Source organism: Streptomyces sp. NPDC045968, assembly GCF_056430475.1.
On record NZ_JBWKLF010000003.1, the window covers coordinates 219110 to 244263 of the forward strand.

General features: G+C 69.2%; 23 protein-coding genes. 9 read left to right on the forward strand and 14 right to left on the reverse strand.

Annotated features, from left to right (window positions below):
* Positions 1–102: 102 nt before the first annotated feature.
* The 5 genes from pyrE to AC07FA_RS10445 form a co-directional block, all read right to left on the reverse strand.
* A complete protein-coding gene (gene pyrE, locus AC07FA_RS10425; RefSeq protein ID WP_479074519.1) occupies positions 103–642 on the reverse strand; it encodes an orotate phosphoribosyltransferase in 540 nt (179 codons plus the stop codon).
* Between the two features lie 30 nt (positions 643–672).
* On the reverse strand, positions 673–1467 hold the full coding sequence (locus tag AC07FA_RS10430) for an aldose epimerase family protein (protein ID WP_479074521.1): 795 nt from the start codon (positions 1465–1467) through the stop codon (positions 673–675).
* A 21-nt stretch (positions 1468–1488) separates the two neighbouring features.
* Positions 1489–2418: an SRPBCC domain-containing protein gene (locus AC07FA_RS10435; RefSeq protein ID WP_479074522.1), complete on the reverse strand. Its 930-nt coding sequence runs from the start codon at positions 2416–2418 to the stop codon at positions 1489–1491.
* A gap of 94 nt (positions 2419–2512) precedes the next feature.
* Positions 2513–4111 carry a polyamine aminopropyltransferase gene (locus AC07FA_RS10440; RefSeq protein WP_479074524.1) on the reverse strand — a complete coding sequence of 533 codons (1599 nt, stop codon included), beginning with the start codon at positions 4109–4111 and terminating at the stop codon, positions 2513–2515.
* Between the two features lie 112 nt (positions 4112–4223).
* Positions 4224–4745, reverse strand: a complete 522-nt coding sequence (locus AC07FA_RS10445; RefSeq protein ID WP_479074525.1) for a DUF2617 family protein — start codon at positions 4743–4745, stop codon at positions 4224–4226.
* 697 nt (positions 4746–5442) lie between these two features.
* On the opposite strand from AC07FA_RS10445, the gene AC07FA_RS10450 reads away from it, so the two are divergent.
* Positions 5443–6621 carry a pyridoxal phosphate-dependent aminotransferase gene (locus tag AC07FA_RS10450; protein WP_479074526.1) on the forward strand — a complete coding sequence of 393 codons (1179 nt, stop codon included), beginning with the start codon at positions 5443–5445 and terminating at the stop codon, positions 6619–6621.
* A gap of 91 nt (positions 6622–6712) precedes the next feature.
* On the opposite strand, the gene AC07FA_RS10455 is transcribed toward AC07FA_RS10450, so the two are convergent.
* The 3 genes from AC07FA_RS10455 to clpB form a co-directional block, all read right to left on the reverse strand.
* On the reverse strand, positions 6713–7258 hold the full coding sequence (locus tag AC07FA_RS10455) for a type III secretion system chaperone family protein (RefSeq protein WP_479074527.1): 546 nt from the start codon (positions 7256–7258) through the stop codon (positions 6713–6715).
* Between the two features lie 68 nt (positions 7259–7326).
* A complete protein-coding gene (locus AC07FA_RS10460) occupies positions 7327–8601 on the reverse strand; it encodes an MFS transporter (RefSeq protein WP_479074528.1) in 1275 nt (424 codons plus the stop codon).
* A gap of 411 nt (positions 8602–9012) precedes the next feature.
* A complete protein-coding gene (gene clpB, locus AC07FA_RS10465) occupies positions 9013–11613 on the reverse strand; it encodes an ATP-dependent chaperone ClpB (protein WP_479074529.1) in 2601 nt (866 codons plus the stop codon).
* Positions 11614–11808: 195 nt separating this feature from the next.
* Between clpB and AC07FA_RS10470 the strand changes: the two genes are divergently transcribed.
* A complete protein-coding gene (locus AC07FA_RS10470; protein WP_479074531.1) occupies positions 11809–12210 on the forward strand; it encodes a pyridoxamine 5'-phosphate oxidase family protein in 402 nt (133 codons plus the stop codon).
* A 98-nt stretch (positions 12211–12308) separates the two neighbouring features.
* On the opposite strand, the gene AC07FA_RS10475 is transcribed toward AC07FA_RS10470, so the two are convergent.
* Entirely contained in the window at positions 12309–12629 is a 321-nt protein-coding gene (locus AC07FA_RS10475) for a (2Fe-2S)-binding protein (protein WP_383791722.1), read from the reverse strand.
* 328 nt (positions 12630–12957) lie between these two features.
* Between AC07FA_RS10475 and AC07FA_RS10480 the strand changes: the two genes are divergently transcribed.
* Together AC07FA_RS10480 and AC07FA_RS10485 are read left to right on the forward strand one after the other, a co-directional pair.
* Positions 12958–13968 carry a helix-turn-helix transcriptional regulator gene (locus tag AC07FA_RS10480; protein ID WP_479074532.1) on the forward strand — a complete coding sequence of 337 codons (1011 nt, stop codon included), beginning with the start codon at positions 12958–12960 and terminating at the stop codon, positions 13966–13968.
* A gap of 185 nt (positions 13969–14153) precedes the next feature.
* A complete protein-coding gene (locus tag AC07FA_RS10485) occupies positions 14154–15179 on the forward strand; it encodes a LuxR C-terminal-related transcriptional regulator (protein WP_479074534.1) in 1026 nt (341 codons plus the stop codon).
* Between the two features lie 206 nt (positions 15180–15385).
* Here AC07FA_RS10485 and AC07FA_RS10490 read toward each other — a convergent pair whose 3' ends face one another.
* Complete coding sequence (locus AC07FA_RS10490; protein ID WP_479074535.1) at positions 15386–16024, reverse strand: vWA domain-containing protein; 639 nt, start codon at positions 16022–16024, stop codon at positions 15386–15388.
* A 102-nt stretch (positions 16025–16126) separates the two neighbouring features.
* Here AC07FA_RS10490 and AC07FA_RS10495 point away from each other — a divergent pair, with 102 nt between their 5' ends.
* From AC07FA_RS10495 to AC07FA_RS10505, 3 genes are all read left to right on the forward strand, one after another.
* Complete coding sequence (locus AC07FA_RS10495; RefSeq protein WP_479074537.1) at positions 16127–16753, forward strand: hypothetical protein; 627 nt, start codon at positions 16127–16129, stop codon at positions 16751–16753.
* A gap of 109 nt (positions 16754–16862) precedes the next feature.
* Positions 16863–17096 carry a hypothetical protein gene (locus AC07FA_RS10500; RefSeq protein ID WP_479074539.1) on the forward strand — a complete coding sequence of 78 codons (234 nt, stop codon included), beginning with the start codon at positions 16863–16865 and terminating at the stop codon, positions 17094–17096.
* Between the two features lie 11 nt (positions 17097–17107).
* Positions 17108–17362, forward strand: coding sequence for a hypothetical protein (locus AC07FA_RS10505; RefSeq protein WP_479074541.1), 255 nt, complete (start codon positions 17108–17110; stop codon positions 17360–17362).
* An 85-nt stretch (positions 17363–17447) separates the two neighbouring features.
* On the opposite strand, the gene AC07FA_RS10510 is transcribed toward AC07FA_RS10505, so the two are convergent.
* The 4 genes from AC07FA_RS10510 to dnaK all read right to left on the reverse strand — a co-directional run bounded on the left by AC07FA_RS10510 (position 17448) and on the right by dnaK (position 21683).
* Entirely contained in the window at positions 17448–17900 is a 453-nt protein-coding gene (locus AC07FA_RS10510) for a heat shock protein transcriptional repressor HspR (protein ID WP_479074543.1), read from the reverse strand.
* A gap of 1 nt (position 17901) precedes the next feature.
* Positions 17902–19086: a molecular chaperone DnaJ gene (gene dnaJ / locus AC07FA_RS10515; protein ID WP_479074544.1), complete on the reverse strand. Its 1185-nt coding sequence runs from the start codon at positions 19084–19086 to the stop codon at positions 17902–17904.
* 93 nt (positions 19087–19179) lie between these two features.
* On the reverse strand, positions 19180–19830 hold the full coding sequence (gene grpE, locus AC07FA_RS10520) for a nucleotide exchange factor GrpE (RefSeq protein ID WP_479074546.1): 651 nt from the start codon (positions 19828–19830) through the stop codon (positions 19180–19182).
* The gene (gene dnaK, locus AC07FA_RS10525; RefSeq protein ID WP_479074547.1) at positions 19827–21683 is read right to left on the reverse strand and encodes a molecular chaperone DnaK; all 1857 of its coding nucleotides are present in this window, start codon (positions 21681–21683) and stop codon (positions 19827–19829) included. Before dnaK ends, grpE begins: the two co-directional genes overlap by 4 nt.
* A gap of 297 nt (positions 21684–21980) precedes the next feature.
* Between dnaK and AC07FA_RS10530 the strand changes: the two genes are divergently transcribed.
* Both AC07FA_RS10530 and AC07FA_RS10535 read left to right on the forward strand, forming a co-directional pair.
* Entirely contained in the window at positions 21981–22679 is a 699-nt protein-coding gene (locus tag AC07FA_RS10530) for a sugar transferase (RefSeq protein WP_479074548.1), read from the forward strand.
* Positions 22680–22773: 94 nt separating this feature from the next.
* The gene (locus AC07FA_RS10535) at positions 22774–25041 is read left to right on the forward strand and encodes a (Fe-S)-binding protein (protein ID WP_479074549.1); all 2268 of its coding nucleotides are present in this window, start codon (positions 22774–22776) and stop codon (positions 25039–25041) included.
* Positions 25042–25154: the final 113 nt, after the last annotated feature.

Here is a 25154-nt window from a genome sequence, read left to right on the forward strand (position 1 = left end):
TCCCAGACTCTCGCCGCGGCTCCACCCGGCCTCCTCCACCCAGGCATACGCAAGGGCGGGCCGTTTCACGTGAAACAGCCCGCCCTTGTTCGAATCCGCAGGTCAGGCCAGGTCGAGGTCCGCCACGGAGTACACGTGGACGTACGGCAGCCCGGCCTCCGCGACGGCGGGAGCGGCCCCCCGCTCCACGATCACGGCGACCGCGACGACCTCGCCCCCGGCCTCGCGCACCGCCTCCACGGCGGTCAGCGGCGAACCGCCCGTCGTCGAGGTGTCCTCGACGACGAGGCAGCGGCGGCCCTTCACGTCCGTGCCCTCGATCCGGCGCTGCATACCGTGCGCCTTCTGCGCCTTGCGGACGACGAAGGCGTCCAGGCTCCGCCCGCGCGCCGCGGAGGCGTGCAGCATCGACGTGGCCACCGGGTCGGCGCCCAGCGTCAGACCGCCGACGCAGTCGTAGTCCAGATCGGCGGTGGCGTCGAGCATCACCTGGCCGACCATCGGCGCGGCCTTGCCGTCCAGCGTGATCCGGCGCAGGTCGATGTACCAGTCGGCTTCCAGCCCCGAGGAGAGGGTCACCTTGCCGTGCACCACGGCCTTGTCCTTGATCTGCTGGAGCAGCTCAGCGCGTACGTCAGTCATGTCAACGAGGGTAAGCGCTGCCGTCGCCGGTCAGAGCCGCACCCAGCTCCAGGTCGTCGCGATCTCCAGCGGCTCGATCGGGGTGACCAGCCGGGGCGCGGTGTTCAGCCCGTTCGGCGGCCCGGACTGCGGCTCGACACACACCGCCTCGTCCTGCTCGTCGTAGACGACGACCCACTCGTCCCGGCTCTTCACCGTCAGCTCCAGCTGCTCCGGCCAGGTGAGCTTCACGTCGACGCCGTCGGGCATCCCGAAACAGTCGTCCCACGGGCCGGGCAGGGGGTCGATCCGCCGGCCGGTGGGCAGGTGGTTCTCACCGCGCTCCTCCTGCCATGCGGCGTCGAAGTCGAGCCGCACGTCCTGGCCGCCGATGGTGCGGAGGAACCACGGGTGCCAGCCGGCCTGCGCCGGGAACGAGTCCACGTGCGCCTCGACGCCCATCCGGAGCGTCAGGGAGTCCTCGGCGAGTTCGAAGGTCTGTGTGACCCGGCCCGGGTAGGGCCACGGTTCGGCCAGGTCGTAGTAGAAGGCCGCTTCGGTCCCGGTCTCCCGGGCGGTGTGCCAGGACGTGTCGCGCCCGGTGCCGTGGATGGCGTGCGGCGGGGAGTTCAGCGGCAGGCTGTGCAGTTCGCCGCCACTGCGGAACTGCCCGTTCTCGGTGCGCCCGCACCACGGCACCATCGGGAAGCAGCCGTACCTCTCCCCCTGGCGCAGCAGTTCGGTGCCACCGATCCGCAGGCTGCTGATCCGGCAGCCATGGGTGGGGTCAACGGTCAACTCGGCGTCGCCGACGGTCAGCCGGACGTTCTTCGCAGCTCTGCTCACCCCACGACACTACTGGCGTCGCTACCTCCGCCGCCGCAGCGCACGGCCCACGACCACCGCGGAGGCGAGCGCGAGGGCGGCGGCGGGGGCGATCCACCGCAGGGTCGTCGCGGCGCCGTCCGCATCGGGCGAGGGCACGGGCGCGTACCGGCCGCGCGGCGGCGCGTGGTCGACCTCCTCCGTGCTGCGCCCGATCATGGTGCGCCTGGCGTGCGCGGCCTCGGCCGGAGGCCCGTCGGGCACGGTGAACTCCACTTCCGCCAGAGGGTCGAGCGAGGGCGGCGGCACCGGAGCGTCGAACACGGACCCCTTCCCGGGCGACGCGGGGTCCTCGCACGGCACATCGTCGGAAGCGGCCTCGTCCGTCGGCACGGACACGTCGTCGCCGACGGCCTCGTGGGTCGGCACGGACGCCTCGTCGCGGGCGGAGCCACCCGGCCCCGTGGACACCTCGGGCGCGGAGGTCTCGCCGGACGTGCCGGCGTCCTCGGAGCCGCCCGCGCCCCGCCCCGGCGACGCCGCGAGCGACTCCGTCACCAGTTGCTGCGTGAAGCGGTCCAGCAAGCGGTGGGCGGCCGCCAGAGCCGCCGCGTCCTCCAGGTCCGCGATGCGGCCGTCGCCGCCCGCCGTACCCGCGTACTCGATCGTCGTGCCGCCGTCGGTCTCCGTGAGGGTGAGGGTCAGGGCCAGCTTCGCCGAGCCCGTGCCCCGGGCCTCCACGCCCTCCCCGGCCACGGCGAAGGTGTCACCGTCCCGGCCGGCGAGCTTCAGCACACCCCGGTAGGTGATCGCGTGGCCGCCGACCCTGATCTTCAGACGGCCCGACAGCGGGCCCGCCGACGCGTCGGCGTCCTGTTGGAATCCCGGCACACAGCGCGCGACCCGGGCAGCATCGCCCAGCGTCCGCCGCAGAGACAGGACCGGAACCGGAACGAACACCTCATGCTCCATGGAAACCGAGCCTACTCAGACCCGGCCACCACGTCAGCGCTTCCCCCCTTCCGCATGTCAGAGCTTCCGCGCCCGGCGCCCCCGCACGCCGCCGTCACGGTTCCTCCCAGTACCGCGGATGCACCAGCGTCGACGGCGCCTGCCCCCGTACCCGTACGCGCTCCGCGGCCACGCCCGCGCCCCGCAGCTCCCGCTCCCCCAGCGACCGCAGTTCCGGGGCCCCCGCGTCCAGCGCGAGGGGCGGCGCGGTCCGCCGCGCGGCCAGGACGAAGCCCCAGTCGCGCGGCTCCCGCGTCTGCTCCGTGACCCGGTCCGGGCCGGCCGCGAATCCGGAGATCCTGCCGGTGACGCGGTACGGGCGCGTCGACAGGCCGCCCGCCCGCACGGACGCCTCCACCGTCCAGAACGACCGGGGCCGGACCGCCACGGGTCCCGCGTGCACCACCAGCCGCCCGCCCGGCGCGAGGGACTCCGCGACCAGCCCGTAGAACTCCGCCGAGTACAGCTTGGTGCTCGCCGTGATTCCGGGGTCCGGCAGATCCGATACGACGACGTCGTAGAAGCCCCGCACAGCCCGCAGCCAGCTGAACGCGTCCTCGCCGACCGTCCTGAGCCGCGGGTCCCGGTACACGTGACCGTTCAGCTCGGAGAGCGCGGGGTCCGTTCGGGCCAGTCGGGTGACGGCCGGGTCGAGTTCGACGACCGTGACGGCCCGCACACCCGGGTAGCGCAGCACCTCGCGGGCGGCCAGGCCGTCACCGCCTCCCAGGATCAGCACCCGCGCGTGCGGCCCGCGCATCGCCGGGTGCACCAGCGCCTCGTGGTAGCGGTGCTCGTCGCGGGCACTGACCCGCAGCCGCCCGTCCAGGTAGAGGTCCAGGGACTCCCGCCCCTCACCGGTGAGGACGACCTCCTGCACCCCGGTCTGCACGGCGACCCGCACCCGGTCCCCGTAGACCGCGCGCCGGGCCGCCCGCTCGAAGTCGTCGACGAGCACCGTGGCCGTGGCCAGCAGCGCGATCACCGTGACATTGGCCAGGACCAGCAGCCACCGCGACCGGGAGCTCAGGTCCCGCCGGAACAGCCACAGCACCAGTGCCCCGCCGGCCGCCGCGTTGACCGCGCCCGTGAACAGCGCTCCGGTGAGCTGTCCCAGCATCGGCAGCAGCAGGAACGGGAAGGCGAGCCCGCCGACCAGCGCCCCCACGTAGTCGGCGGCGAAGAGGTCGGCGACCGCCCCGCCCGCGTCCTGCCGGTCGACCCGCTGGATCAGCGTCATCAGCAGGGGGATCTCCGCACCGATCAGCACGCCGATCGTCAGCGAGAACGCGACCAGGGCGTACCGCGACTCACCGAGCCAGGCGAACGACGCGTACAGCACGAGCGCCGACGAACCGCCGACGAGCGCGAGGGCCGCCTCGATGAGCCCGAAGCCGACCGCCGCACGGCTGCGCAAACGTTTCGCGAGGAGCGAGCCGATACCCATCGCGAACACCATCACGGAGAGCACGACGGACGCCTGCGTGACCGAGTCGCCGATCAGATACGAGGCGAGCGCGACCAGCTCCAGCTCGTACACGAGACCGCAGGCGGCGCAGATGAAGACAGCGGCCAGCACGAGGAACCGTCCGGTCCTGGGCCGTACGGGAAGCCGCGCCGGGCCCCCTCGCAGCGGCACCTGCTGGTCGATCATGAAACGAACGCTACGTTACGGAACAGTCGCCACCTGTCACCCACACGGGTGTAAGTGAGGCATCCACGCACGGACGCACTCCTGCCCCGCGGGGCAGGGCACCGGCCGCGGGTCAGAGCACCGGGGCCGGCACCCTCACCCCCACCCGGGTGCGCGTCACCACCAACTGCCCCTCCTGCGGGTACGCGTGCCAGGTCCGCCACCGCACCTGGCCGTCGGTCCGCTGCGCGAGGAGGGCGGTGAAGGCGTGCGGACTGCCGGGAAACGTCCCGGCAAGTCCGTGCGGATGGTCGGCGACGAGCGCGAGCAGTTCCTGTGCGCGTCCGGCGAACGCGCCTTCGGTCAGCGTCTCGACGCGCGCCGCGAATTCGTACTCCCAGTCGCCGAACCGCTTGGCGACACCGAGGGGCAACGGGGTACTGCTTCCGGGGATACAGGCAACGGTCTCCGAACAAGTGCCGCGGTCCTCCTCCAGGAGGACCTGGTGGGAAGCGCCGAGCAGCCTCAACTGCACCTTGACCTCCTCGAACCGGAGGTCGAGGACGGCGAGGGCGGGCAGCGGCTCCCGTCCGAGCGCCCAGGCCAGGTCTGCGGCACGGGTGTCGGAGTAGGCCGTATGAAGGGTCGTGAGCATGGTTCGGCTCCGCAAACACACATGGACACATGGACAGGGGGCGCCCCCTGGAGGTGCGCGTGGGGGAGGGAACGCCCGATCAGGTCCAACTGGGGTCCGAGGGCTGAATGTTCTCTACAAGGAGGGAATCACGAAGTACGCCGCACTCACAGCGTTTTTGCCCAACTTGACGTGGTTTCCATCCCCCAGGGGGCAGCCCGGTTCAACTGTTCAACCGAAACTCTCCGCGTGGCTCAACGAAAAGGTGTCCGGCGGGAGTTCACCCACCGGACACCTCACATGCGCAGCGCCCGTCGTCGGACCGGCTGCCCGGTGTCAGCTGCCTCCGCCACAACCGCCCCCGCACGACGATCCGCTGCTCCCGCACGAGGAACTGCCGCTCCCGCACGAGGAGCTGCTCCCGCACGACGAACCGCCCCCACCGCTCGCGTACGAGCTTCCGGCGGCCCTGCGGCGCCGTTTGACCGACCCCCCGGGCACCGGCCTGCGCCGGCCGCGCCCACCGGTGAGCCCGGCGATCACGGCCGCCACCACGACGATGCCGACCAGTACCCCTGCGAAAATCCCCACCGACCTCACGCCCTTCCGTCCCCCGAAGCGAGGTCCCCCGCTTCCTGTGTGTCAGGGGGATGCCCTCCGCCTCGCGGAGCCAAAGCAGACTTGAGCAACTACAGAGCTTCGGCACAGGATGGCGGCCATGACACAGGGACGACCGCTGCTCAACCGCCGGCTCACCGAGTTCGGTACGACCATCTTCGCGGAGATGTCCGCGCTGGCCGCGCGGACCGGCTCGATCAATCTCGGCCAGGGCTTCCCCGACACCGACGGCCCCGAAGAGATCCGGGAGTCCGCGGTCCGCGCCCTGCGCGCCGGGCGCGGCAACCAGTACCCGCCCGGCCCCGGCATCCCGGAACTGCGTACCGCGATCACGGAGCACCAGCAGCGCTTCCACGGACTGACGTACGACCCCGACACCGAGGTCCTGGTCACCGCGGGCGCCACCGAGGCCATCGCGGCCGCCCTGCTGGCCCTGCTGGAGCCCGGCGACGAGGTCATCGCCCTGGAGCCGTACTACGACTCGTACGCCGCCTGCATCGCCATGGCGGGCGGTACCCGCGTCCCCGTCACCCTGCGCCCCCACGACGGCGCCTACCGGCTCGACCTCGACGAACTCCGCGCGGCCGTCACCCCTCGCACCCGCCTCATCCTTCTCAACACCCCGCACAACCCCACGGGCACCGTCCTCACCCGTGAGGAGCTGACCGCGGTCGCCGCGCTCGCCTGCGAACGCGACCTGCTCGTCGTCACCGACGAGGTCTACGAGCACCTGGTCTTCGAGGGCGAACACCTGCCGCTCGCCGGCTTCCCCGGTATGCGCGAGCGCACGGTGAGCATCAGCAGCGCGGGGAAGACATTCTCGTTCACCGGGTGGAAGGTCGGCTGGATCACCGCGAGCCCGGAGCTGGTCGCCGCGGTCCGCGCGGCGAAGCAGTTCCTGACGTACGTCTCCGCAGGCCCGCTCCAGTACGCCGTCGCCGACGCCCTGCGTCTGCCCGACACCTACTTCGACGCGCTGCGCGCCGACCTCCGCGCCAAGCGCGATCTGCTGAGCGACGGACTCGCCGACGCGGGCTTCGGGGTCCACCGGCCGGCCGGGACGTACTTCGTCACCCCCGATATCCGCCCTCTCGGCGGCGGGGGCGACGGTTTCGCGTTCTGCCGCGCCCTGCCCGAACGCTGCGGGGTCGTCGCCATCCCGAACGCCGTCTTCTACGACCACCGGGACCAGGGCGCGCCCTTCGTGCGGTTCGCGTTCTGCAAGCGCACCGAGGTGCTGTCCGAGGCGGTGACCCGTCTGAAGACCCTGACCGGCTGAGAAACCACGGCGCGTCAGAAAACCCGGCCCGGGGCGAAGGCCATCGTCATGACCACGCCCCGGGCCGGGCTCGCGTACCGGTGTATCCGGATCAGGCTTCCGGCGACTCGGTGTCGTCGGGCTTCGCCTCGGCCGACTCCAGGCCCAGGCGCTCCACGAGCCACTTGTCGAACTCGATCGAGGCCCGCACCCAGCTGACCGTCGAGGAGACGAAGTGCTCCAGGCTGACGCCCGTACCGATGAGCATCTGCGCCTCACCGATCAGCCGGACGGAAGCCGCGGCGCCCTCTTCACCCTCGTGGGCATGCGTGTAGACCTTCGGCCACAGGGTGCGGCGGTTCCAGTCGTCGATCGCGTCCAGCAGGACGGGACGCTGGTCGAGGGCGTGGGGGCGGTCGTAGAACGTACGGACCGAGAAGACCTGCTGCTCGTCCTCGCCACGGAACATGAAGTACGTGCGGAATTCCTCCCACGGCGCGGCGAGGTCGCCCTCGTCGTCGACGACGAACTTCAGCTCCATCTGCTCGAGCAGCTGCTTGACGAGGTCCTGGTCAGGGACGACGGGGCCGGCGGGTCCTGCCGCCTGCGGGTCGGGCTGCCCCCCGAAGTTGGGAATCGAGGACGGGTCGATAGACATCGCCGGTTACTCCTGTGGATCGCACGTGGTTGCCTGACTTTGCCTTCGACCCTAACCGCGAATGACGGTCATTGGCCCTGCGCCCTGAGCGGAATCATGCCCGCGTCCGCTGTCCGTACCCTCGACCAGGCGACGGCGACCGGAATCGCGCACAGCACTCCGAGAAGCCCGGAAGCGCCGATCGTGTCCGCCGAGGACCCGGACAGCTCCGCCGCCAGGCCGCCACCGGCGACACCGATCCCCTGCATCGCGATCAGCCCCGACCTGGCCAGCCCGAGCGCCTGGCCGCGCTGGCCGGCCGGGGTCAGGAGCACGAAGGTGGCCCCCGCGGTGATCTGGTAGGCGGAGCACACTCCCGACACCATCAGCAGGAACACGGCGGCCCCTACGCCGGGGCCGAGCCAGTAGACGAGCAACGGCACGTTCGCGGCGACGGCCAGCGGTCCGAGCAGGCGCCTGCGCCACTCGTCCCCGACCCGCTGCCGCCCCAGCAGTAGGGTCCCCAGCACCATTCCCGCCGGATGCGCGGCGAGCAGGAGCCCGACCGAGGCGTCGCCCCCGCCCACCTCGTCCGCGAACGGCGCGGCCAGTCCCTCCGGCAGGACGACGAACCCGGCGAGCCACCCGAGCGCGACCAGTGTCCGCAGCCTGCGGTCCGACCAGATCAGAGCCGCCGCGCTCCCGACCTGGGCGCCGAGCCGCAGCGTGCCCCCAGCGGCGCTCGTCGCGGGGCGGTCCTTCACTCCGAACCGGATCAGGGCCGCCGACAGCAGGAACGACACCGCGTTCAGCCCCAGGGAGAGGTGGGTGCCCAGCCACACGACCAGCACGCCCCCGGCGGCGAACCCGACCAGCTGCCCGGCCTGGTGCGTGATCAGCATGACCCGCTGGCCCCGCTCGTACATCCGCTCGCCGAGCACGGTCGGCAGCAGGGCACCCTGCGCCGCACCGAAGGGCGCCTCCGCCAGCTGCGCCACCACCAGCAGTCCGGCCAGCAGCGGCAGCGGCGTACCGGGCAGCGCCATCAGGCCGACCAGCACGGCCCGCACCAAGTCGCAGCCGATCATGACCGTACGCCGGGGAAAGCGGTCCGCGAGCCCGGACAGGAGCACCCCGGAGAACAGGGCGGGCAACGTCGTCAGGGCGTAGGTCGCCGCTGTCCATCCGGGTGAGCCGGTTCGATCGAAGACCAGCAACGACAGCGCCACACGTGCCAGCTGGTCGCCCAGAACGGACTGCGCATAGGCGGCCCAGAGCGCACGAAATTCACTGAGGTGAATGAGATTCTCGCGTCTGCCGCCCTCCGGCTGCGGATTTATCTCATCACGTATCCGGTCGGTCATGCGTGGCACCCTACCGGTTGTTGAATTCCCCACTTGTTCACTCTTGGGGTCCGGTAACGAAGGACGTCCCGGAGTGTCCTGATATTGAGCAGTAACCGATATTCCGGGCCGCGGCCCGCCACTCGACACGTCGTGGCTGCGGGCCGCCCCAGAAGGGGATATGGCGATCCACGGGCTACCGCGGACGCCGCGACCCGACCATCGACAAGGCCGGCCGGGCAGAAGATCCGAGCGGCATATTCGGCTCAATATCGATGGTGATCAACGAACCGATGAGCACGATCCATTTCTCGTTCCGGCCATGATCAGCGATTCTTCTGCAATTCGGGGAAAGCACCGGCACGACATGTCCCCGGCCGGACACAAGGTCTTTCGGCCGGGGACGGTCGCGAACATTCAGGCCCAGGAGATCTAGAGGGCCTTTCCAGCCGCGGCGGGTCCCACGATCAGCCCGTCCCCGACCCGGTCCACGCGTACCGTGTCGCCGTCCGTGATCTCGCCCGCGAGGATCTCCTTCGCCAGCCGGTCACCGATCGCCGTCTGGATGAGGCGGCGCAGCGGCCGCGCCCCGTAGGCCGGATCGTTGCCCTCCTCCGCCAGCCAGGCCAGGGCCTCCGGGGTGACGTCGAGGGTGAGCCTGCGGTCGGCGAGGCGCTTGGCCAGGCGGCCGATCTGGAGTCCGGCGATGTGCGAGAGCTCGTCGCCCGACAGCGCGGAGAAGACCACGAGGTCGTCGAGCCGGTTGAGGAACTCGGGCTTGAACGAGGCGCGTACGACCTCCAGGACCTGCTGCTCCTTCACCTCGGGCTTGGTCAGCGGGTCGACCAGGAACTGGCTGCCGAGGTTGGACGTCAGGATCAGGATCGTGTTGCGGAAATCCACCGTACGGCCCTGTCCGTCGGTGAGCCGGCCGTCGTCGAGGACCTGGAGCAGGATGTCGAAGACCTCGGGGTGGGCCTTCTCGACCTCGTCCAGCAGGACCACGCTGTACGGGCGGCGGCGGACCGCCTCCGTGAGCTGGCCGCCCTCCTCGTAGCCGACGTACCCCGGAGGGGCACCGACGAGGCGCGCGACGCTGTGCTTCTCGCTGTACTCGCTCATGTCGATGCGGATCATGGCCCGCTCGTCGTCGAACAGGAAGTCCGCGAGCGCCTTGGCCAGCTCCGTCTTGCCCACGCCGGTCGGCCCGAGGAAGAGGAACGATCCGGTGGGGCGGTCCGGGTCGGCGATTCCGGCCCGCGTACGGCGTACCGCGTCCGACACCGCCTGCACGGCCTGGGTCTGCCCGATCAGCCGCTTGCCGAGCTCCTCCTCCATGCGCAGCAGCTTCTGCGTCTCGCCCTCCAGGAGCCGCCCGGCGGGAATGCCGGTCCAGGCTCCGACGACGTCCGCGATGTCGTCGGGGCCGACCTCGTCCTTGACCATGGTGTCCTTGGCGGCCTCCTGTTCGGCCTCCGCCGCCTCGGCCAGCTCCCGTTCCAGGCCCGGGATCTCCCCGTAGAGCAGCTTGGACGCGGTGTCGAAGTCCCCGTCGCGCTGGGCGCGCTCGGCCTGGCCGCGCAGGTCGTCGAGGCGTTCCTTCAGCTCACCGACGCGGTTGAGGCCTTCCTTCTCCTTCTCCCAGCGGGCGGTGAGGCCGCGCAGCTCCTCCTCCTTGTCGGCGAGATCGCGGCGGAGCTTCTCCAGGCGCTGCTTGGACGCGGGGTCGGTCTCGTTCTTGAGAGCCAGCTCCTCCATCCGCAGACGGTCGACGGCCCGCTGGAGTTCATCGATCTCGAGAGGCGAGGAGTCGATCTCCATGCGGAGCCGGGAGGCCGCCTCGTCGACCAGGTCGATGGCCTTGTCGGGGAGGAAGCGGGAGGTGATGTAGCGGTCGGACAGGGTCGCGGCGGCGACCAGCGCGGAGTCCGCGATGGAGACCTTGTGGTGCGCCTCGTACCGCCCCTTGAGACCACGCAGGATCGCGATGGTGTCCTCGACGGAGGGCTCGGCGACCAGGACCTGCTGGAAGCGGCGCTCCAGGGCGGGGTCCTTCTCGATCCGCTCGCGGTACTCGTCGAGGGTGGTCGCGCCGACCATACGCAGTTCACCGCGGGCCAGCATCGGCTTGAGCATGTTGCCCGCGTCCATGGCGGAGTCCCCGCCGGCGCCGGCGCCGACCACGGTGTGGAGTTCGTCGATGAAGGTGATGATCTGGCCGTCGCTCTCCTTGATCTCGGAGAGGACGGTCTTCAGGCGCTCCTCGAACTCGCCGCGGTACTTGGCGCCCGCGACCATCGCGCCGAGATCGAGCGAGACGAGCCGCTTGTTCTTGAGGCTTTCGGGAACGTCGCCCTTGACGATGCGCTGGGCGAGCCCTTCGACGACGGCCGTCTTGCCGACGCCGGGCTCACCGATGAGCACGGGGTTGTTCTTCGTACGCCGCGACAGCACCTGGACGACTCGGCGGATCTCCTGGTCCCGGCCGATGACGGGGTCGAGCTTGCCTTCCCTGGCGGCGGCCGTGAAATCCGTACCGAACTTCTCCAGGGCCTTGTACTGACCCTCCGGGTCGGGTGTGGTCACCCGTCGCCCTCCCCTGCTCTTCTCGAACGCGTCCAGCAGCTTCTTCGCACTGGCACCCTGCTGAGTGAGGATCTCACCGGCGCGGCCGCCCTTCGCCGCGATGCCGATCAGCAGGTGCTCGGTGGAGAGGTAGTCGTCCCCGAGCTCCTTCGCGCGCTGCGCGGCGTCGGCGATGACGGCGAGGAGCTCACGGTTGGGCTGCGGGGGCGCGACGGTGGAGCCGGTCACGCTGGGCTGCGCCCCGAGAAGGCGCTCGGTCTCGGCGCGTACGGCCACCTGGTCGGCGTCGACGGCGGCCAGCAGATCGGTGATGTTCTCGTTGTCCTCGCCCGCGAGCAGCGCCAGCAGCAGGTGCCCGGGAGTCAGATCGGGGTGCCCGTCCTTCACGGCCCGGCTGGTGGCCGCGTTGAGGGCGTCCCGGCTCTTGTTGGTCAGCTCGGCGTCCACGTGCGCTCTCTCCTCCGTGCGTTGGCGGTATGTCGTTGACACTGACACGGTCAACGTGCACAAAGTTGAGCGTACTCCGCTCAATGCGAAAACGGGACCACTGCCGTGCCTTCGCTCGGGCTCGTTGTCGAGTGAACCGCCCGCCGTACGCCCCCGCCACCGCACCACGGCACCCCGGCTGCCTAGGCTTGGACCATGCACGATGTACGCAACCCCAGCCCCGAGTACCTCGCCTTCTGGCGCGAGCGCCACGTGTGCACGCTGACGACGCTCCGCCCGGACGGCACCCCGCACGTGGTGCCCGTCGGTGTGACGTACGACCCCGGGGCCGGGCTCGCACGTGTCATCACCAGCAAGAACAGCCGCAAGGTCGCGCATGTCCTGGCCGCGGCGCCGGGAGAGGCACGGGTCGCGGTCTGCCAGATGCACAAGGCGCGCTGGGCGACGCTGGAGGGCGTGGCGACGATCCGCACGGAGCAGGAGCTCGTCGACGACGCGGTACGCCGCTACGCGGAGCGGTACGAACGGACGCCGCGGCAGAACCCCGACCGGGTCGTCATCGAGATCGCCCTGGACCGGGCGCTCGGCCGGGTCTGAACCTGGCCGGGGCAGCACAACGGCGCCATCGTGTTCAGGTCACGATGGCGCCGCTGTGTGGGGGAAGCGCCTGAGCGATATGGAACGACGGGGGTCGCTCAGGCACTGCGGGGGGTGGCGGAGATGGCTTCAGATTCGAACAGCTCATGGTCCCGCTGATCGAGGTTGACGAAGATCATGCCGTACCTCACGGCACAGCGGACCGGTTGCGGGGCCCCGCGGGGCCGACGAAGGCAGCGATAGGCGCGGACGTCCTCGCCCTCTTCCATCACGACGACTACCGGTTCACCGAACAGGGTGACCATCAACGAGTCGCCACGACGGGGGAGTGCCGTGAGCAGATCGATGAAGTGCCACCCGGAGCGGTAGGCCGTGGCCATCTCGCGCCGGAAGGTGCGGTCGTCCGGCGGGGTGGTCATGCGGTCGCGCCGGCCGGGGCGGCGGTCCAACCGATGTCCCCCTGAGCGGGGGCCGGAGAGGTCCAACCGATGTCCCCCTGAGCAGGGGCCGGAGCGGTCCAACCGATATCGCCCTGGGCAGCTTCCGCCTCACTGCTCCAGCCGATGTCGCCGCCGGCCGACAGGCCGAGGCCAAGGGCCGCAACGAACGAGGCGGCAAGCGCCGAGCGAAGCATTCGCTTGTACATAGTCGGCTTCGTCCTCACTTGTGGATTCTTCTCCCCCGCACCTAAGACGATGTCTCACCTGAGCACGCGAACACCACTGAGTCGATGCATCATGTTCTTGCATGTTCAGGAACCTGGGGGGTGGAGATATGATCACAAGTCACACAAAGCCGACACATCCTCACGGGATCACCGAACTATGTGAGGCCGGAGGGCGCCTTTACGCCAGCGCACTGCGCGTCGGACGTATCGCCCGCACCGAGGTGGAACCGGCTCCGTGCCTGATGGAGTTCGCCCTGCTGCACCCGGACCCCGACGACGCCTCCTGGTTGCGTCCCGTCCCGCCGTCCGCCGTACTCGCGCAGCATTTGCACCCCATAGAGCGCGAGATCCAGGAGCGCCGAAGGCATTCGGTCGAACTGACCGAATCCTTCGAGCCATTCATGGACATCAGCGCGCAAGGGCCGCCGACCACCCACGCCATCACCGTGCTCGAGGGCGTCAACCGGATCAACGCCGCCCTCGACCTCGCCACCGCAGAGTGCCGTACCGAGGTCCTCACCGTCCAACCCGGAGGCGGAAGGAACGAGGATCGTCTCAGTAGATCACTCGAACGTGGCCTGTCCGTGGTCCACCGCGGCGTCAGCATGCGCACCCTCTACCAGCACACGGTGCGCCACAGCCCGAGCACCCTCGCCTACGCCGAACGCATGGCCGGCCACCATGTGGAGATACGGACGCTCGAAGAACTGATAGACCGCCTGATCGTCTTCGACCGGACGGTCGCCTTCATTCCCGCCCAGGACGACCGCCAAGTCGCTCTGGAACTGCGTCACCCCGGGCTGGTCGAGTACCTCGTCAACGTATTCGAGCAACTCTGGACCCGGGCCGCGCCCCTGCGCGAAGAGGTCAAGTACGACCCGGCCCCCCTGGGCATCAGTGGCGTTCAGCGGTCCATCGCCCAGCTCCTCATCGAGGGCCATGTCGACGATTCCATCGCCCGCCGACTCGGCATGAACGTCCGCACCTGCCGCGCCCACGTAGCCAAGCTCGCGGCCGCCCTCGGCAGCAACAGCCGTGCCCAGCTCGGCTACCTCATCGCCCGGTCAGGAATCCTGGAGCAGGACTCCTGACCGTCCGGCGCCCGTCGGCATCCCCACCCCGGAGCCGGAAGGCGCGACCGCGCAACGGGGGAGAGCACGGCCGCACCCTGTTCCATCAGGGAAGTTCCCGGCTCCCCCGACTTCTCAACACTCCCCCGGAAGCTTCGCTTCCACCACCGTCATCTTGTTGCACTGCAAAAAGTGAGGGGCCACAAATGCAGAGGGATGGGGCGCATTCAGTCCATCCACACGGGACCAGGGAACTGTGTGCCCCGGCGATCCGGCTGTACGAGATCGCACTCCGCAATGGACGCATCGCCCGTGCCGAACTCGGCCCCGCCCCCTGCCTCGTCGAGATGGCCCTCCTCCATCCCGACCCAAGGGATGACGCCTGGATGCGGCCCGTTCCACCGTCCACCGGCCTGGCTCACCTTCTCCAGCCCATCACCCGGGAAATCGAGGAGCGCGTCCAGCTCACCGCCGCTCTGAGCAAGTCGCTGGCCCCTCTGGTCGCCGTCGCCAGCGAGGACCTCAGTCTCGCGATCACCGTTCTCGAGGGAAAGGGCGTGATCCAGGCGGCCCTCAACGAGGCGACCGCCGCTGCCAGGGAGGAAGTCCTGACCGCCCAGCCGGGCAGCAGGCGGCCGGCCGAGCTGATTCCGCAGGCGCTGGCCAACGCCCAGACCGTCATCGACCGCGGGGCCCGGCTCCGGCACATCTACCAGCACCCGGCCCGCTACAGCACCGCCCTCAGGGACTACCTGGAGCAGGTGCCGGCCGACCGGCTGAAGGTGCGCACCACGGAACAGACGGTCGACCGACTGCTCATCTTCGACCGCCAGGTGGCGTTCATCCCTGCCACACCCGACCGCAAGGTCGCCCTGGAGATACGCAACCCCGCGTTAGTCCGCTACCTGACGCAGGTCTACGAAATGCTCTGGGCACAGGCCACCCCCTTCGCCGAACAGCTGCCCACAGCCGCCCCCGGCACCCCCATCACCGCCGTCCAGCGCAGCATCGCCCGCCTCCTCGTCGAAGGACACGTCGACGACGTCGTGGCCCGCAAGCTGGGCATCAGCGTCCGTACCTGCCGCGCCCACATCGCCAAGCTCATGCTGGCCCTCGACGCGTCGAGCCGCACCCACCTCGGCGCCCTGCTCGTCCAGTCGGGCCTGGTCGAAACCACGGGCTCCACGCCCCGGGAGACCGGCGCATCGTCGTCCTCGGCCTCGGCCTCGTGACGGAGGCTCGCCCTTCGCGCGTGAGGGGTCCGTTTCCGCTGGTGGACGCCCACTCACCCTTCATCGCCCCGGCCCCTCGCCGGCCGGCCGCGTGGGCGGTGCGGCATCAGGTCGCGGACGTTCGCGTCACCAGCGCCATGCTCGACTGGCACCGCGGCCGGCTCTCGTCCCGCCGGCGCGCGGTGCTGCAGGGGAGGCTCCCTCGCTCAGCCCGTGGGCGTCCGCTTCTGCCAACGCCCCACCGCACGGCGAATGCGCCGGGTGGTCGCCCACCTCGTCAACTCGGACCAGTTGTCCGTCTTGAGAACGACGAAGTTCTCCGGATCGCCGGGCCGTTCACCGAGCGTGTCCACCACACCGAGAGGACACACCTCGCCCCACTTGGTTCCGATGAACACCCAGAAGACGGGATACCTGGACGCCTTCTTCATCGTCCTCACGAAGGCGGCGCCGTCAGCCGGGGGGCCGTTGAGCAGCAGGATGGCGACCGTGTGGCCGGCAAGCCCCGCAGAGGACTGGATGATCTCGTCCAGAGCGGGTGCGAGAGCACTGCCGCCCCTGAAGAGGCGCCCCTGGGATTTCAGCCGCGCGAGCCCGTTTGATCTCTTCTCACCTCGCGCTGCTTCCGTGCCGGACCCAAGAGTCATCCACTCATCGGCCCAGGCATTCAGCTCCCCGGGCCCCGGGGGAGAAATTTCCACTGGCTTCTCGGTGAAAATCCACAAACCCTGAGGCACGTCGAAGTGTCTCTCAGAGAATTCCACGGCGAACTTCGCGGCTTCCTTCATGAGTGACGAGCAGAAGGATAATTCCCTAAATGCCGCTATGCCGACCATCACATTCATGGGCCCCGCCCTCACCATCCGGATTCGGATGAAGTGTGTCACCAGGCGTCACGGAAATCAATGGGGCGATGCGTGGAACTCACACACAAGGAGTGAAACCTCATGGCCGGAGCCAGCACATCTGGGCCGGATTCACCGCACACATTGGACATGGACGTCTTCTCCCGCTCGGCGCGCGAGACCCTGCGTCTCTATTTCCGAAAGGACGAGGCGAGCCACCTCGTCATGAAGATCGCCACCCTGAACCACACGGTCGACTACATGAAGGTCGCCCTGGCGGGGCTCTCCACCGGACTCACCCTGGTCAAAGCGGACTTCACCCTTTTCAAGGTGGACGAGAAGGGGGTCTCCTGGCTCGGGAACACCCTCTACGCCTTTCCGTGGACCAAGGAAGGCGACAAATGGTGGCGCCGGGTCGCAGGACAGAAGACCATCCAGAAATACGAAGACAATATGAAGGAACAGGAAAAGATAGAAAGAGAGCTGGCAAAGATTCGGCCGTACGCCGACAAGGCTTTCTACCGCAGGTCCAGGGCCGGCAGCCTCAACAGACGCATCAATCTGGCCCAGAACTCAGCGGAACGCGCGCACAGGGACATTGCGGGACTACAAGCACGGCTACGTGCCGCTGGAGAGAGCAGCAAGCCGACGGCGAGCGCCCGCAATCAGAATTTCACCTCCACGCGCGACTCCATCAACAAACTCAGCCAGGCGCTCGCAGGGATCTGACCGGCCCTTCCCGTACGGCGGTGATCAAGATGTCAGAGATTCGGTCCGGCGACGGAACACGGGTCGTCGGTGATCGATGCCCTGGGCGGCATCTGAACCAGGAGTTCACATGAATCTGAAGCAGGCCATCCAGCAGGTGAGCTCGGGGCTGAGCGGTCTCAGACGCACGGTGAGCCAGTCGTCTTCCGGCTTGTCCGCCCTGCAACGAGGCGCCACCAGCACCACGCAGCCACTCTCCAGAATAAAGGTCACCGCTGGGCAGGAGCTGGGCTACAGCGGAAGCGCGGCGGACGGCGTCCCGGGACGTGCCAGCTGGGACCGGCTGCACGTCCCGCGGATCTGAGGAGGTCCGCGATGACGCAGTCCGAGGCCGATGGCATCGCCCGGGAACTGGAACGCCTGCACCGCTCCGTCGACGTCGGATTCGCCACCACCCGGGGCGACTTGGCGCTTCTGCTGCAACGTGTCGACCAGAGTGACAAGGCACTGGACGAGCACGAGGAGCGTCTCGACGCACTGGAGCGCACCCGCTGGCCCCTGTCGTCCCTGGCCGCGGTGATCTCGTGCGCGGCGCTGGCACTCACCCTGTGGCAGGGCTCGGGCAAGTGACCCTGCACGCGAAAGAGGCCCGTGGTCCCCGCCATCGGTCGGGCACCACGGGCCTCTCGTGCGTTGCGACGGATGCGGCCAGGACCTAGTCCGTAGCCCTCTTCGGCTTCGGCCGCCACACCACCAGCGCGCTCGCCTGCTGCACGTCCTGGTACGGGACCAGATCGCGGCGGTACGAGGCGTGCACCTGGGCCTCGCGCTGCTGCAGGGCCACCGCCGCCCCGTCGACCGCGGCGGAGAGCTCGGCGACCCGCTGCTGGAGCGCGGCGACCTGGTTCTCCAGCTCGATGATGCGCTTGATGCCGGCCAGGTTGATGCCCTCGTCCTGCGACAACTGCTGGACGGTGCGCAGCAGTTCGATGTCGCGGGCGGAGTAGCGCCTGCCGCGTCCGGCGGTACGGTCCGGGGAGACCAGGCCGAGGCGGTCGTACTGGCGCAGCGTCTGCGGGTGCAGGCCCGAGAGCTGGGCCGCGATCGAGATCACGTACACCGGTGATTCGTCGGTCAGCTGGTACGGATTACGTCGACGGCCGTCCATCTCAAGCTCCCTTCGCAGCCTGGAACAGCTCCGCCCGCGGATCCTCCTCCGCGGTCGCCTTCCGGTAGGCCTCCAGCGCGTCCTGGGCCTCGGGTGCGAGGTCCTTGGGGACCGCGACCTCCACGGTGACCAGGAGGTCGCCGCGGGTGCCGTCCTTGCGGACCGCGCCCTTGCCGCGGGCGCGCATCGTACGCCCGTTGGGGGTGCCGGCCGGAAGCTTCAGGGTGACCGGGGGGCCGCCGAGCGTCGGGACCTTCACCTCGCCGCCGAGCGCCGCCTCCGTGAAGGCGATCGGCACGGTGACCGTGAGGTTGTCGCCCTTGCGGCCGAAGACGGGGTGGGCGTCGACGTGGACGACGACGTACAGATCGCCGGCCGGTCCGCCGCGTTCGCCCGGGCTGCCCTTGCCGCGCAGCCGGATGCGCTGGCCGTCCAGCACGCCCGCCGGAATCCTGACCTGCATGGTGCGCGCCGACTTCGCCCGTCCGCTGCCCTTGCAGACCTCGCAGGGGTCCTGGGCGATGAGGCCCCGGCCCTTGCAGTCCACGCAGGGATCGGTGAGCGAGAAGCCGCCGCCGCTGCCGCGCGACACCTGTCCGGTGCCGACGCAGGTCGGACAGACCCTCGGGGTGCCGTTCTTGTCGCCGGTGCCCGAACACGCCTTGCAGGGTGCCTGGCTGGACATCCGCAGCGGGACCGTGGCCCCGTCGACCGCCTCGGTGAAGCTGAGCGTCACCTCGGACTCGATGTCCTGCCCGCGCCGGGGCTGCACACGGGTGCCCGCGCCGCCGCGGTTGAAGAGGCCGCCGAAGACGTCTCCCAGACCGCCGCCACCGAACCCGCCGGCGCCGCCGGCCTGGCCGCCGCCCGGGGCGCCTCCGAAGAGGTCGCCCAGGTCGAAGTTGAAGTTGCCCCCCGCGCCACCGGGACCGGCCCGGAAGCCTCCGTTGCCGAAGAGCGCGCGGGCTTCGTCGTACTCCTTGCGCTTCTTGCTGTCGCCGAGGATGTCGTTCGCCTCGGAGATCTCCTTGAAGCGCTCCTCCGCCTTGGCGTCACCCTTGTTGGCGTCCGGGTGGAACTCGCGGGCGAGCTTCCGGTACGCCTTCTTGACCTCGGCGTCGGTGGCGTCCTTGGGGACGCCGAGAACCTTGTAGTAGTCCTTCTCGACGAAGTCCTTCGTGCTCATCGACGTCCCTCCTTCCGGACGATCGGCCGAGGAGCCGGCCATGAGGCCGGGCTCCTGGCCGGTCGGTGTGCACCGAGGTGGTCGGACTGAATGTCAGACCTCCTCCGTGCCACCGCTCTCCTCGTCGTCTGTCTTCTCTTCCTTCGCCGTCGCCGGCGTGGCGCCGGGCTGCGGCTCGGCCACGGCCACCCGCGCGGGGCGGATGGTGCGCTCGCCGATGCGATACCCCGGCTGCAGGATCGCCACGCAGGTCGTCTCGGTGACGTCCGGCGCGTACGAGTGCATCAGGGCCTCGTGGATCGTCGGGTCGAAGGGCTCGCCCTCCTTGCCGAACTGCTGGAGGCCCATCTTCGCGGCGACCGTCTCAAGAGACTCGGCCACCGACTTGAAGCCACCGGTCAGCTCGCCGTGTTCCCGCGCGCGGCCGACGTCGTCGAGCACGGGCAGGAGCTCGGACAGGAGACCCGCGACTGCGATCTCCTTGACCGTGACCCGGTCCCGCTCGACGCGGCGGCGGTAGTTCTGGTACTCGGCCTGGAGCCGCTGGAGGTCGCCCGTGCGCTCGCTGAGCGCGGTGCGGACCTGGTCCAGCTGTGCTGTCAGACCGACTGTCTGTACTGAGTCCCCGGCCGGGGACGCCTCCTCCTCCGGAGAGGGGGTGGCGTCCTTCGGCTCAGCTCCGTCAGGGGTGGTGTCGGAGGGGACGTCAGGCTTCTCCTCGAAGCCCGGAGTCTCCTCGGTCACACCGCACCGCCCTTGGTGTCCTTCTCGTCGTCCACGATCTCGGCGTCGACGACGTCGTCACCGTCGGCCTGGGCCTGACCGGCGTCCGACGCGTCCGCACCCGGCGTCGCACCATCGGCCTGGGCGTTGGCGTACATCGCCTGGCCCAGCTTCTGGGAGACGGCCGCGACCTTCTCGGTGGCCGTACGGATCTCGGCGGTGTCCTCGCCCTTGAGCTTTTCCTTCAGCTCGGTGAGGGACTCCTCGACCTCCGTCTTGACGTCGGCCGGAACCTTGTCCTCGTTGTCCTTGAGGAACTTCTCCGTCTGGTAGACGAGCTGCTCGCCCTGGTTACGGGACTCGGCGGCCTCGCGACGGCGGTGGTCCTCGTCCGCGTACTGCTCGGCCTCTTCGCGCATCCGGTTGACCTCGTCCTTCGGCAGCGAGGAGCCACCGGTGACGGTCATCTTCTGCTCCTTGCCGGTGCCGAGGTCCTTGGCGGCGACGTGCATGATGCCGTTGGCGTCGATGTCGAACGCGACCTCGATCTGCGGCACGCCACGCGGGGCCGGCGGCAGACCCGTGAGCTCGAACATTCCGAGCTTCTTGTTGTACGCCGCGATCTCGCGCTCGCCCTGGTAGACCTGGATCTGCACGGACGGCTGGTTGTCCTCGGCCGTCGTGAAGATCTCGGAGCGCTTGGTCGGGATGGTCGTGTTGCGCTCGATGAGCTTCGTCATGATGCCGCCCTTGGTTTCGATACCAAGCGACAGCGGCGTGACGTCGAGGAGCAGAACGTCCTTGACCTCGCCCTTCAGGACACCGGCCTGGAGCGAGGCGCCGATGGCGACGACCTCGTCCGGGTTCACGCCCTTGTTGGCTTCCTGACCACCGGTGAGCTCCTTGACGAGCTCGGCGACGGCCGGCATACGGGTCGAGCCACCGACGAGAACGACGTGGTCGATCTCGGAGAGCTGGATGCCCGCGTCCTTGATGACGTTGTGGAACGGGTTCTTGCAGCGGTCCAGGAGGTCCGCGGTGAGCTGCTGGAACTGGGCGCGCGTGAGCTTCTCGTCCAGGTGCAGCGGGCCCTCGGCCGACGCCGTGATGTACGGCAGGTTGATCGTGGTCTCCGTCGAGGAGGACAGCTCGATCTTCGCCTTCTCCGCGGCCTCGCGGAGACGCTGGAGAGCCATCTTGTCCTTGGACAGGTCCACGCCGTGGCCGTTGGCGAACTGCTTGACCAGGTAGTCCATGACCCGCTGGTCCCAGTCGTCACCACCGAGGTGGTTGTCACCGTTGGTGGCCTTCACCTCGACGACGCCGTCGCCGATCTCCAGGAGGGACACGTCGAAGGTGCCGCCACCGAGGTCGAAGACGAGGATCGTCTGGTCGTCCTTGTCGAGCCCGTACGCCAGCGCGGCGGCGGTCGGCTCGTTGACGATACGCAGGACGTTCAGGCCCGCGATCTCGCCGGCCTCCTTCGTCGCCTGACGCTCGGAGTCGTTGAAGTACGCCGGGACGGTGATGACCGCGTCGGTCACCTTCTCGCCGAGGTAGGACTCCGCGTCACGCTTCAGCTTCTGCAGGATGAAGGCGCTCATCTGCTGCGGGTTGAAGCTCTTGCCGTCCAGGTCGATCTTCCAGTCAGTGCCCATGTGGCGCTTGACGGAGCGGATGGTCCTGTCGACGTTCGTGACCGCCTGGCGCTTGGCGACCTCGCCGACGAGCACCTCGCCGTTCTTCGCGAAGGCGACGACGGACGGCGTGGTCCTGGCGCCTTCGGCGTTGGTGATGACGGTGGGCTCGCCGCCTTCCAGAACGCTCACGACGGAGTTAGTCGTGCCCAGGTCGATGCCGACCGCACGTGCCATTTCGATTCCTCCAACTGAATACTTGAGTGGATCTGACTCAAGGATGCATGACACCCGTCCCAGAGTCAACAGACATGAGCCGAGTCGACTCAACTAACGTGCTCGCGCCCAGTCCCACCAGCGGATTTCCCCCAGAAGCCGCCGCACCCGGCACGGCGTCGCGCGCCTCACGAGGCGACACCCGCACCTTCCCGCGCGCCACACACCCCGACCCACCATCGCACCATGGGATCGTTCTGTCACAAAATGCCGTGAGCCGGTCAAAACCGGCACGTCACCGATCCCCGGGCAGGTGCGATGCAGAACGCGAACCGGACTGCGGTACGAACCAGGGCGCACGCCCCCTCACGGACCGCGGCGACGGTGGCGGTGGCCGCGAGGGCGACCGCGGCGGCCCTCGCCCGTACCGCGACGCGCGTCATCGCGTACGCGGCGGACCGGCTGACGGCCAAACGGCTCCTCGACCTCACGCTCGGCACGGCCCTCCTGGCCCTCGTCGCACCGGCGCTCGCCGTGGGCGCCCTCGCGCTCGCCGTACGGCGCCCTCCCGGCGGCGTATTGCTGCGCGAACAGCGGACCGGGCTCGGCGGCCGGGTCTTCGAACTGCGCTCCCTGCGCACCCGCCGCTGCCGGCTCGACCTGCTGTCCCGGCTGCCCCATGTCGTACGGGGAGAGCTCTCCCTCGTCGGCCCCGCGCCCCTCGCGGCGGGCGACCCAAGGACCGAGGGGCCGGGGGCCAGGCGCTGGCGTCAGGAGCTGCGGCCGGGCCTGACGGGCCTCGCGCAGGTGCGGGCACGCTCCGGGATGCCCTGGGACGAACCCGCCCTGCTCGACCAGCACTACGCCGAGCACCACTGGATGGGACTCGACCTGGCGATCCTGGCGGCAGCCGTACGGCTGCCGATGCGCGTGGCCCTGCGACGACTGAGTCGCGACACCAAGGGGTACCTGAGCGACGCAGATCACCGCCTGCCCGGCTACAGCGTGGCGGAATAAGTGGATAGTGTCGTCACAGACTCATTAAGTTACTGCTTAGTAATCCATAATCATTGGTGTACCCCAAACCCTCGCAGGCCCGAGGAGCCCCCAAATGCAACTCGCCGCGATCATCGTGTCGCTGGTCATCACGGTGGTGGCCGTCGCGCTTTTCGGCCGCGCCATCGCGCAGATCTACCGCTTCGTGCGACTGGGTCAGCCCGTGCCCGCGGGCACCCGCACGGGTGACCCCACACAGCGCACCATCACGCTGGCCAAGGAGTTCCTCGGCCACACCCGTATGAACCGCTGGGGCATCGTCGGCTTCGCGCACTGGTTCGTGGCGGTGGGCTTCTTCTCGCTGCTGCTCACGATCGTCAACGCGTTCGGCCAGCTCTTCCAGGCCGACTGGCTGATCCCGTTCATCGGCGACTGGCTGCCGTACGAGATCTTCACCGAGTTCCTCGGGCTCATGACGGTCCTCGGCATCGTGACGCTGATCGTGATCCGGCAGCTGAGCAGGCCGGGCAGGGCGGGGCGCAAGTCCCGCTTCGCCGGCTCCAAGACCGGCCAGGCGTACTTCGTCGAGGCCGTCATCCTCATCGTCGGCCTCTGCATCATGACGCTGCGCGGTCTGGAGGGTGCCCAGCACGGGGTCCACGGCTGGGAGCCCGGCTTCTTCGCCTCGTACCCGCTGGTCGCCGCCTTCGACGGGCTGAGCCTGAGCACGCTCCAGCACATCACGTACGCCGTGGCCGCGCTCAAGATCGTCACGTCCTTCACCTGGATGATCACGGTCTCGCTCAACACCAACATGGGTGTGGCCTGGCACCGTTTCCTCGGCTTCCCGAACATCTGGTTCAAGCGGAACGCGAACGGTTCGGTCGCGCTCGGCCCGCTCCAGCCCATGACCTCGGGCGGCAAGGAGATCAACTTCGAGGACCCGGGCGAGGACGACGTCTTCGGCGTCTCCCAGGTCGAGCAGTTCTCCTGGAAGGGCATCCTCGACTTCTCCACCTGTACCGAGTGCGGTCGCTGCCAGTCGCAGTGCCCCGCGTGGAACACGGGCAAGCCGCTCTCCCCCAAGCTCCTCATCATGTCGCTGCGCGACCACGCGCACGCCAAGGCCCCGTACCTGCTCGCAGGCGGCGGCAAGGACATGGAGGGCAACGAGAAGGCCACGCCCGAGCAACTCAAGGACGTCCCCGCCTCGGCACTCGCCGAGGCCGAGCGCCCCCTCATCGGCACCGCCGAGGAGAACGGCGTCATCGACCCGGACGTCCTGTGGTCCTGCACCAGCTGCGGCGCGTGCGTGGAGCAGTGCCCGGTCGACATCGAGCACATCGACCACATCGTCGACATGCGCCGCTACCAGGTGATGATCGAGTCCGCGTTCCCGTCCGAGGCGGGCACGATGCTCAAGAACCTGGAGAAGAAGGGCAACCCCTGGGGGCTTGCCAAGAAGCAGCGCGTCGAGTGGACCAAGGAGGTCGACTTCGAGGTCCCGATCGTCGGGAAGGACATCGAGGACCTCTCCGAGGTCGAGTACCTGTACTGGGTCGGCTGCGCGGGCGCTCTCGAGGACCGCGCCAAGAAGACCACGAAGGCCTTCGCCGAACTGCTGCACATCGCGGGCGTCAAGTTCGCGATCATGGGCGGCGACGAGAAGTGCACCGGTGACTCCCCCCGCCGCCTGGGCAACGAGCCGCTGTTCCAGCAGCTCGGCCAGGAGAACGTCGCGATGCTGAACATGGCGTTCGGCGAGGACGACGACGAGCCGGAGACGAAGAAGCCGAAGTCGTCGAAGAAGATCGTCGCGACCTGCCCGCACTGCTTCAACACCATCGCCAACGAGTACCCGCAGCTCGGCGGCGAGTACGAGGTCATCCACCACACGCAGCTGCTCCAGCACCTGGTGGACGAGGGCAAGCTGGTCCCGGTGACCCCGGTCGAGGGCCTGATCACGTACCACGACCCGTGCTACCTGGGCCGTCACAACAAGGTCTACACGCCCCCGCGCGAGATCATCGCGAGCGTCCCGGGTCTGCGGAACGAGGAGATGCACCGTCACAAGGAGCGCGGCTTCTGCTGCGGCGCCGGTGGTGCCCGGATGTGGATGGAGGAGCGGATCGGCAAGCGCATCAACAACGAGCGCGTCGACGAGGCCCTCTCCCTCAACCCGGACATCGTCTCCACCGCCTGCCCGTTCTGCCTCGTCATGCTGACCGACTCGGTCAACGGCAAGAAGAACGACGGCAAGGCCAAGGAGTCGATCCAGGTGGTCGACGTCTCGCAGCTGCTGCTGGAGTCCGTGAAGACCCCGGCGGACCCGGCGGGCGAGCCGGAAGCGGTGGACGCACCGGAGCCGGAACCGGTGAAGTAACCCACTCCGTCTCCACTGTCGTACGCACAGAAGCGGGGGGGGGGGGGGGGGGGGGGGGGAGGGAAGGGGGGGGGGGGGGGTTGGGGGGGGTGGCAGGCAGAAGACGCAAGACG

Coding starts and splice junctions, on each gene's coding strand:
- AC07FA_RS10490 (WP_479074535.1), bottom strand. CDS start 16,024: ATGAATGTGATGGTCGGCATAGCGGCATTTAGGGAATTATCCTTCTGC.
- AC07FA_RS10505 (WP_479074541.1), top strand. CDS start 17,108: ATGACGCAGTCCGAGGCCGATGGCATCGCCCGGGAACTGGAACGCCTG.
- AC07FA_RS10535 (WP_479074549.1), top strand. CDS start 22,774: ATGCAACTCGCCGCGATCATCGTGTCGCTGGTCATCACGGTGGTGGCC.
- AC07FA_RS10455 (WP_479074527.1), bottom strand. CDS start 7,258: ATGTCTATCGACCCGTCCTCGATTCCCAACTTCGGGGGGCAGCCCGAC.
- AC07FA_RS10445 (WP_479074525.1), bottom strand. CDS start 4,745: ATGCTCACGACCCTTCATACGGCCTACTCCGACACCCGTGCCGCAGAC.
- dnaJ (WP_479074544.1), bottom strand. CDS start 19,086: ATGAGCACGAAGGACTTCGTCGAGAAGGACTACTACAAGGTTCTCGGC.
- AC07FA_RS10475 (WP_383791722.1), bottom strand. CDS start 12,629: ATGACCACCCCGCCGGACGACCGCACCTTCCGGCGCGAGATGGCCACG.
- AC07FA_RS10495 (WP_479074537.1), top strand. CDS start 16,127: ATGGCCGGAGCCAGCACATCTGGGCCGGATTCACCGCACACATTGGAC.
- dnaK (WP_479074547.1), bottom strand. CDS start 21,683: ATGGCACGTGCGGTCGGCATCGACCTGGGCACGACTAACTCCGTCGTG.
- AC07FA_RS10500 (WP_479074539.1), top strand. CDS start 16,863: ATGAATCTGAAGCAGGCCATCCAGCAGGTGAGCTCGGGGCTGAGCGGT.
- AC07FA_RS10460 (WP_479074528.1), bottom strand. CDS start 8,601: ATGACCGACCGGATACGTGATGAGATAAATCCGCAGCCGGAGGGCGGC.
- pyrE (WP_479074519.1), bottom strand. CDS start 642: ATGACTGACGTACGCGCTGAGCTGCTCCAGCAGATCAAGGACAAGGCC.
- AC07FA_RS10485 (WP_479074534.1), top strand. CDS start 14,154: ATGCAGAGGGATGGGGCGCATTCAGTCCATCCACACGGGACCAGGGAA.
- AC07FA_RS10480 (WP_479074532.1), top strand. CDS start 12,958: ATGTTCAGGAACCTGGGGGGTGGAGATATGATCACAAGTCACACAAAG.
- AC07FA_RS10510 (WP_479074543.1), bottom strand. CDS start 17,900: ATGGACGGCCGTCGACGTAATCCGTACCAGCTGACCGACGAATCACCG.
- AC07FA_RS10440 (WP_479074524.1), bottom strand. CDS start 4,111: ATGATCGACCAGCAGGTGCCGCTGCGAGGGGGCCCGGCGCGGCTTCCC.
- AC07FA_RS10435 (WP_479074522.1), bottom strand. CDS start 2,418: ATGGAGCATGAGGTGTTCGTTCCGGTTCCGGTCCTGTCTCTGCGGCGG.
- AC07FA_RS10470 (WP_479074531.1), top strand. CDS start 11,809: ATGCACGATGTACGCAACCCCAGCCCCGAGTACCTCGCCTTCTGGCGC.
- AC07FA_RS10450 (WP_479074526.1), top strand. CDS start 5,443: ATGACACAGGGACGACCGCTGCTCAACCGCCGGCTCACCGAGTTCGGT.
- AC07FA_RS10530 (WP_479074548.1), top strand. CDS start 21,981: ATGCAGAACGCGAACCGGACTGCGGTACGAACCAGGGCGCACGCCCCC.